General features: G+C 65.1%; 8 protein-coding genes. All 8 read left to right on the plus strand.

Going from position 1 to position 6953, the window contains the following annotated elements; all coding sequences use genetic code 11:
• The first annotated feature begins 123 nt into the window (after positions 1-123).
• The gene (locus tag VGR67_06590) at positions 124-957 is read left to right on the plus strand and encodes a cyclic nucleotide-binding domain-containing protein (protein ID HEV8336060.1); all 834 of its coding nucleotides are present in this window, start codon (positions 124-126) and stop codon (positions 955-957) included.
• A 46-nt stretch (positions 958-1003) separates the two neighbouring features.
• A complete protein-coding gene (locus VGR67_06595) occupies positions 1004-1264 on the plus strand; it encodes a hypothetical protein (protein HEV8336061.1) in 261 nt (86 codons plus the stop codon).
• A 90-nt stretch (positions 1265-1354) separates the two neighbouring features.
• Positions 1355-2350 (plus strand): tryptophan--tRNA ligase, encoded by a 996-nt coding sequence (gene trpS / locus VGR67_06600; protein ID HEV8336062.1) that lies wholly within the window; start codon positions 1355-1357, stop codon positions 2348-2350.
• Complete coding sequence (locus VGR67_06605; GenBank protein HEV8336063.1) at positions 2334-3197, plus strand: segregation/condensation protein A; 864 nt, start codon at positions 2334-2336, stop codon at positions 3195-3197. The genes trpS and VGR67_06605 overlap by 17 nt, the downstream gene beginning before the upstream one ends.
• Positions 3190-3936, plus strand: coding sequence for an SMC-Scp complex subunit ScpB (scpB, locus tag VGR67_06610; protein ID HEV8336064.1), 747 nt, complete (start codon positions 3190-3192; stop codon positions 3934-3936). The genes VGR67_06605 and scpB overlap by 8 nt, the downstream gene beginning before the upstream one ends.
• On the plus strand, positions 3923-4666 hold the full coding sequence (locus tag VGR67_06615; GenBank protein HEV8336065.1) for a pseudouridine synthase: 744 nt from the start codon (positions 3923-3925) through the stop codon (positions 4664-4666). Before scpB ends, VGR67_06615 begins: the two co-directional genes overlap by 14 nt.
• On the plus strand, positions 4663-5775 hold the full coding sequence (gene hisC / locus VGR67_06620; GenBank protein ID HEV8336066.1) for a histidinol-phosphate transaminase: 1113 nt from the start codon (positions 4663-4665) through the stop codon (positions 5773-5775). The genes VGR67_06615 and hisC overlap by 4 nt, the downstream gene beginning before the upstream one ends.
• A gap of 378 nt (positions 5776-6153) precedes the next feature.
• On the plus strand, positions 6154-6953 hold an 800-nt coding region (locus VGR67_06625), incomplete at its 3' end, for a S1 RNA-binding domain-containing protein (protein HEV8336067.1).

Here is a 6953-nt window from a genome sequence, read left to right on the forward strand (position 1 = left end):
CGCGCGGGACGTCGCTCCCGGCGCCGCGCCGGTCCGCCCTGATCCTTGACAGGGCGGAGGAGACGCCGTTATTCTCTTGCCCGCTTGGGTCGCACTCCTTGTCACTTCCGTCCAGGACAGGCCATGGTCAGTCATCCCCTCAAAGACTTTCTCGTCAAGTTCAAGGCCGGGGAGATGATCTACCGGGAGGGAGAGCCGGGCGCCGAGATGTTCATCGTCCAGTCGGGCTCGATCCGCCTCTTCCGCGATCTCGGGACGCAGGAGCAGGAGCTGGCGGTGATGGAAAAAGGGGATTTCTTCGGCGAAATGTCCGTGCTCGAGGGGACCGCCCGGACGGCGTCGGCCCGGGCCCTCGACGATTGTGAGCTGATCGAAGTCAACAGCACCGTGTTCGATCGCATGATCCGGGGGAACATCGAGATTGCTGTCCGGATGCTGCGCAAGCTCTCCGGAAGGATTCAGGAGGGGAATCGCAGGATGGAGAAGCTTCTCCGGGACGGGGCGGCGCGATCGGCCGTCGCCGCGCCGGAGTCCGGACCGGGCGCGGCGCCGCCTGAGAGGGCGGCGCCCCTGCCCGTCGCGGTCGAGAGCCCCGGGGCCGGCGGTGTCTCCATCCCCGAGGGATCCCTCGGGGCCCTCGTCCTGGGAGAAGGGCAGCAGGTTTTTCCGATTCGCGGCGAGAATTCCCTGATCGGCCGGTACGACCCCGTGACCGGAATGAGGCCGGAGATCGATCTCACCGCCTACGACACGAATCGCTCCGTTTCCCGGCGTCACGCCAAAGTCACGGCGCGGGGCGGAGCGCTCTTCGTCAGCGAGGAGGTGGGAGCGTTGAACGGGACGTTTCTGAACGGCAAGCGGCTCATCCCCGGAAAGGCGGAAGCGATCCGGAGCGGCGACATCCTCGCTCTCGGCATGGTAACTCTGCGATTCCAGGGAAAGGAAGAACAGGCCTGAATCGGGCGCAGATCCTTCCGGCTTCACCCGCGAAGAAAGGGAGCTCATGGCCAACTTCATGGGAGGCTCGGCTTACGCCATGTCGAAGGACATTGCGGAAGGCTACGTCCTCCTCAACGCCAATCTCTTGAAGAAGTTCACCCCCGTCGAGCTGGCTCAGCTCCGACAGCAGCTGGAGAAAGTTCAAAAGGAGATCCGGTCGGAGCAGCCGGCCCAGGACGACGTGCAGGCAATCCAGAAGCGGGGAAGGAAGATCTCCCGGGTCAGCTCCGCGCTCCTGGTCCTCGACACGCTCCGGAAACGGTGAAGGATACGGCCCGGAAAGCGACGCACTGGCGCGCAGACCGCGCGGGCGGACGTGTTAAACTGGCCCTCCTGTCGGGCGGGAGGACGGGGCGTGGAAAGCGTGGAAGACAAGGAGAGAGTGCTGTCGGGGTTTCGGCCCTCCGGACCGCTCCACATCGGGCATCTGGTGGGGGCCCTGCAGAACTGGGTCGCGCTCCAAGATCGGTACCGCTGCTTCTACGCGATCTGTGACTGGCACGCCCTGACGTCGGAGTACGCCAACACCGAGAAAATCCGCGATTACGTGTTCCAGATGGCGCTCGACTGGCTCGCCGCAGGGCTCGACCCCGAGCGGTCCACTCTCTTCGTCCAGTCCCGGGTCAAGGAGCACGCCGAGCTTCACCTCCTCCTGTCGATGATCGTGCCCCTGGGCTGGCTGGAGCGCGTCCCCACCTACAAGGAGCAACAGCTTCAGGTGACCGGCCGCGATCTCACGAATTACGGGTTCCTCGGCTATCCCGTGCTCCAGGCCGCCGACATCCTCTGCTACAAGGCCCAGTGGGTGCCGGTGGGAGAGGATCAGATTTCCCATCTCGAGCTCTGCCGGGAGATCGCCCGGCGGTTCAACACCCTCTATGGGGAGGTCTTTCCCGAGCCGCAGCCGCGGACCACGCCGGTGTCCCGGCTTCCCGGCACGGACGGCCGGAAGATGAGCAAGAGCTACAACAACGCCATCTACCTCTCCGACCCCGAACCGGAGACCCGCAAGAAGATCATGACGATGGTGACCGATCCCGCGAGAGTTCGTCGCTCCGATCCCGGCAATCCCGACGTCTGCCCGGTCTTCACGCTCCACAAGGCGTTCTCGACCGCGCCGACGATCGAGAAGGTGAACCTCGAATGCCGGCGGGCCGGAATCGGATGCATCGATTGCAAGGGTTTCCTGCTGGAGCATCTGAATCCTCTGGTGGCGCCGCTGCGCGAGCGTCGCGAGGCGCTCGCCGGCCGGCCCGGCCGCGTGCGAGAGATCCTCGACACGGGGGCTGAAAAAGCGAGAAGCGTCGCCTCGGCGACCCTCCAGGAAGTGCGTGATGCCGTCCGAATCTGAGAACCTTCCCCCGCGCGACCGCGAGACGTCAGGCGCCGCCGCGCCGGCGGAGGCGTCCTCGAGCGAGCCTTCCGTCCCCGGAGCGCCGGGCGAGAGCGGCGGCTACCGCGTGCGCCTTCCAGAATTCGAAGGCCCCCTCGATCTCCTGCTTCACCTGATCCGGATCAACGAAATCGACGTCACCGACATCCCGATCGTCGACATCACGCGGCAATACAACGAGACGCTCGACCTGATGCGCGAGCTGAACCTCGAGGTCGCCGGCGAATACCTGGTGATGGCGGCGACGCTCCTGCACATCAAGTCCCGGATGCTCCTTCCGCCCGACCCCCTGGCGCCGGCGGAATCTCCCGCCGATCCCCGGTCGGAGCTCGCCCGGCAGATCGAAGAGTATCAGCGCTACCGTCAGGCCGCCCTCCGCCTGGCGGAAGCCGAAGCGGAGGGAGCGCGCGTCTGGATCCGGCCGGCTTCGCTGGTCGCCGCGTTCGAGGGGGAGGCGGCCGTGGAAGCCGATCTCTTCTCGCTGCTCACCGCGTTCAAGAAGATGCTGGACTCCTGGGGCCGGAAGGAGCAGGAGCTGCTTCGCCGGGAGCGGATCTCCTTGCTCGATCGGATCCAGTGGATTCTCGGGCGCCTCGAAGCCGGCCGGCGCGCCACTTTTACCTCGCTCTTCGAGGGAGCCGCCGGCCGGCCGGAGCTGATCGTCACCTTCCTCGCGCTCTTGGAGCTGGTCCGCCTGCGGGTCGTCGGCGCCGTTCAGTCTCATCGGTTCTCGGAGATTGAGATCCTCCTCCTGGAGGAGCCCGGCAACATCCGCCTCGATACGGAAAGGATTCTGGATGCCTGAAACACCGGTCCTGGGACCCGACGAGATCAAGGCGGTCCTGGAGGCCCTGATCTACGTCTCGGAGGAGCCCCTCAAGGAGGAAGAGATCCTGGGGATCTTCCCGGCGGAGCAATCGGCAGCGGTGCGCCAGGCCCTCGAAGAGCTGGTCCTCGAATACTCCGCGGTTCCCCGGGGCTTGCGCATCGTTCGGGTGGCTGGAGGTTACCGGATGCAAACCCGGCCCGAGCACGACCCCTGGATCCGGAGCCTCTACCGGGTCAGGAACAAGGTCCGCCTGTCCCGGCCGGCGCTCGAGACCCTCGCCATCGTCGCCTACCGCCAGCCGGTCACGACCCCCGAGATTCAGGCGATCCGCGGCTCCAATCCGATGGGCGTCCTCCAGACCTTGCTGGAGAGGCGGCTGATCCGGACTTTGGGACGGAAGAAGGTGGTTGGAAAGCCGATCCTGTACGGCACGACTGAGGAATTCCTGGTGCAGTTCGGGCTCAACGCGCTTTCCGATCTCCCGAGTCTCGAGGATTTCCCCGAGTTGGCGCCGGCCGCGCCTGCGGCGCTGCCCGGCGAAGCCATGATGGAAGGGATGCTCGAGAGCGGCCCGGAGGTCCGGTCGGAGGCGGAGGCATCGCTCGAGGACGGAACCCTGGCCGTGGATTTCCTCCCCGCCGGTGGTTTCGATTCCCTCGATGCGGCCTCGCCGGGCAAGGCCGGCCCCTCCGAAGAACAAGATGAAGAGGAGTGAGCCGGTTCAGCCTTCCGGGGAGCGGCTGCAGAAGATCATCGCTTCGGCCGGCCTGGCCTCCCGCCGCGAGGCGGAAGGTTGGATTCGCGAAGGCAGGGTCAGCCTGAATGGACGCGTCGTCCGGGAGCTGGGGACGAGAGCCGACCCTTCCCGGGACACCATTCGGCTGGACGGCAGAAGGCTGGGACGCCCGGAGCGCCGGATCGCCTTGCTGCTCAACAAGCCGAGAGGCTTCCTTTCGACCTGCTCCGATCCGGAAAAGAGACCCACGGTGATGAGCCTGATCGCCGGAGTCAGGGAGCGCGTCTATCCCGTGGGAAGGCTCGATTTCGCCTCGGAAGGGCTCCTCATCCTGACCAACGATGGGGAGCTGGCCATGGCCGTCACCCATCCGCGCAATCAGTGCCGCAAGGTCTATCGCGTGAAGGTTCGCGGGATTCCGTCCGACGAGGCGCTGCACCGCATCGCCCGCGGCGTGGTCCTGGAAGGGCGGAAGACCCTGCCGGCGCACGTCTCCCGCGTGCGCTCGGAAAGCAACGCCTGGCTCGAGGTCACGCTCACCGAAGGACGAAAGAACCAAATCCGCAAGGTCTTCGAGAAGATGGGTTATCCGGTCCTGAAGCTCAAGCGGATCGCGATCGGCGGCATCGGCGACCGCGGTCTCGCCCCCGGAGCCTGGCGGAAGCTGACCGACGCCGAGATCCGCTCCCTCAAGGGAGCTTCCCGATGAACCAGGGGCTTCCCGACAACATCGCCCGCATCCGGCCCTATGTCCCGGGGCGGAATGAAGAGGACGTCGAGACCAGGCCGGGCGGCGCCCCGGCGCTCAAGCTCGCCTCCAACGAGAACCCTCTGGGACCCTCGCCGCTGGCGCTGGAGGCGGCTCATGCGGCGCTCGCGCAATGCCATCGTTACCCCGACGGAAGCGGAAGACAGCTGCGAGCCGCGCTTTCGGAGAAGTTTCGGCTGCCCGAGGATCAAATCATCCTCGGGAACGGCTCGACCGAGCTGGTCGAGCTTCTGGCGCGGACCTTTCTCGGGTGCGAGGGATGGGCGGTCATGGCGGAGCACACCTTCGTGATGTACCGGATCGCCGTCCAATCGGTCAACGGGAACGCGCGGGAGGTTCCGCTGCGCAACATGCGTCACGATCTTGACGCGATGTCCGCCGCGGCGTGCGATCCCGCCACGGTCCTGGTTTACATTGCCAACCCGGACAACCCGACGGGAACCTACGCGACTTCCGCCGAAATGGAGCGCTACCTCACGAGGATCCCCGAGAAGGTCATCACGGTACTGGACGAAGCCTACGCGGAATTCATGGAGCGCGAAGACTACCCTTCAGGGGTCGATCTTCTGCGCGCCGGAAGAAGGGTCGTGGTCCTGCGCACCTTTTCGAAAGCTTATGGCCTGGCCGGTCTCCGGGTCGGCTTCGGCCTGGCTCCGCCCGATTTGATTTCGGGCATGGAGCGGGTTCGATCTCCATTCAACACCAGCCGCGTGGCCCAGGCGGCCGCTCTGGCGGCGCTCGGGGACTCGGAGCACGTCGCCCGCTCGCGCGCCGTGGTGACCCAGGGGAGGGAGTTCCTGGAATCGGAGCTGCGCCGTCGTGGGCTTTCCTTCGTTCCGTCGGTGACGAATTTCATCCTCTTCGACGCCGCCCGGAGCGCCCAGGAGGTGCACCGCGCCCTGATGGCGCGCGGCGTGATTGCCAGGCCCCTGGGCCCCTACCGTCTGCCGACCTGTCTGCGGGTGTCGGTGGGGACGCCCGCGGAGAACGCGCGCTTCCTGCAGGCGCTGGACGCCGCACTCGGCCAATCCGGGCCGGAACGGTCCTAATTTCCTGAAAACAGGACTTTTTCCTTGACAAGGCCCGGACCCCTGCGTAATATAGGTTACTCGTTTGCTCTCATGCGGTTCCCGCGAAGCGGCGTCTCGTTTATCCCTATTTTTACGTGATAGGCCGTCGCTGCCGTTTCGCGCCGATTCCACAAGGGAATTCGGTGAGAGGGTGTTTACTGGCCGGAAATAAAGAGGGCACCCGGGAGGTCTCTCCGCGGTGACCCCAATAAAAAAACGAAGGAGGAAGCGCAGCGCATGGATTTGCAGAAGGACTACGACCACGACGAGGTCCCTCCCGGCGGAGGGGGACGCCCCGAAAGGCACCGCACCCCGCCGAAGCCCAAGCTGGAGGGGACCGAAGCCGCCGGCGCGGAAATGGGCAAGGACGAATACGAGAAGCTCCTCGACCTCTACGACGTCAGCTTCAAGAACCTGGCGGAAGGAGAGGTGGTCAAGGGGCGGGTCTTGAGGATCCTTCCCAACGAAGTCGTGGTGGACGTGGGGTACAAATCGGAAGGCCTCATCGACATCGAGGAATTCACCGATCCCAGCGGCCGGGTCCGCGTCGAGGTGGGCGACACCATCGACGTCCTCCTCGAGAAGACCGAGAATCAGGAAGGATACGTCGTCCTCTCGAAGGAAAAAGCCGAGAAGATGAAGATCTGGGAGGACGTCGAGCAGGCTTACAACGAAGGGAAGATCGTCCGCGGAATCGTCAAGGAGCGGATCAAGGGCGGCCTCGCCGTCGACATCGGGGTTCGGGCTTTCCTTCCCGGATCGCTCGTCGACCTACGACCCGTCCGGAACCTGGACGCGCTGAAGGGGAAGGAACTCCGCATGCGCGTCATCAAGGTCAACCGCAAGCGCGGGAACATCGTCCTGTCGCGCAAGGCGGTCCTCGAGGAAGAGAACCAGGAGAAAAAGAAGAAGACCCTCGCCCTGCTCGAAGAGGGGAAGATCCTCAAGGGCGTGGTGAAGAACATCACCGAATACGGCGCCTTCATCGATCTGGGCGGGATCGACGGGCTGCTGCACAAGACCGACATGTCCTGGGGCCGGGTCAACCATCCCTCCGAGCTCTTCGTCGTCGGGGATGAGGTAGAGATCGTCGTCCTGAAGTTCGACCCGGAGCGGGAGCGCGTTTCGCTGGGCTACAAGCAGAAGTCGGTGGATCC

It is taken from the genome of Candidatus Polarisedimenticolia bacterium (assembly GCA_036004685.1).
In the GTDB taxonomy this organism is placed as follows: domain Bacteria; phylum Acidobacteriota; class Polarisedimenticolia; order Gp22-AA2; family AA152; genus DASYRE01.

Coding starts and splice junctions, on each gene's coding strand:
- VGR67_06605 (HEV8336063.1), top strand. CDS start 2,334: ATGCCGTCCGAATCTGAGAACCTTCCCCCGCGCGACCGCGAGACGTCA.
- VGR67_06590 (HEV8336060.1), top strand. CDS start 124: ATGGTCAGTCATCCCCTCAAAGACTTTCTCGTCAAGTTCAAGGCCGGG.
- VGR67_06595 (HEV8336061.1), top strand. CDS start 1,004: ATGGCCAACTTCATGGGAGGCTCGGCTTACGCCATGTCGAAGGACATT.
- VGR67_06615 (HEV8336065.1), top strand. CDS start 3,923: ATGAAGAGGAGTGAGCCGGTTCAGCCTTCCGGGGAGCGGCTGCAGAAG.
- scpB (HEV8336064.1), top strand. CDS start 3,190: ATGCCTGAAACACCGGTCCTGGGACCCGACGAGATCAAGGCGGTCCTG.
- hisC (HEV8336066.1), top strand. CDS start 4,663: ATGAACCAGGGGCTTCCCGACAACATCGCCCGCATCCGGCCCTATGTC.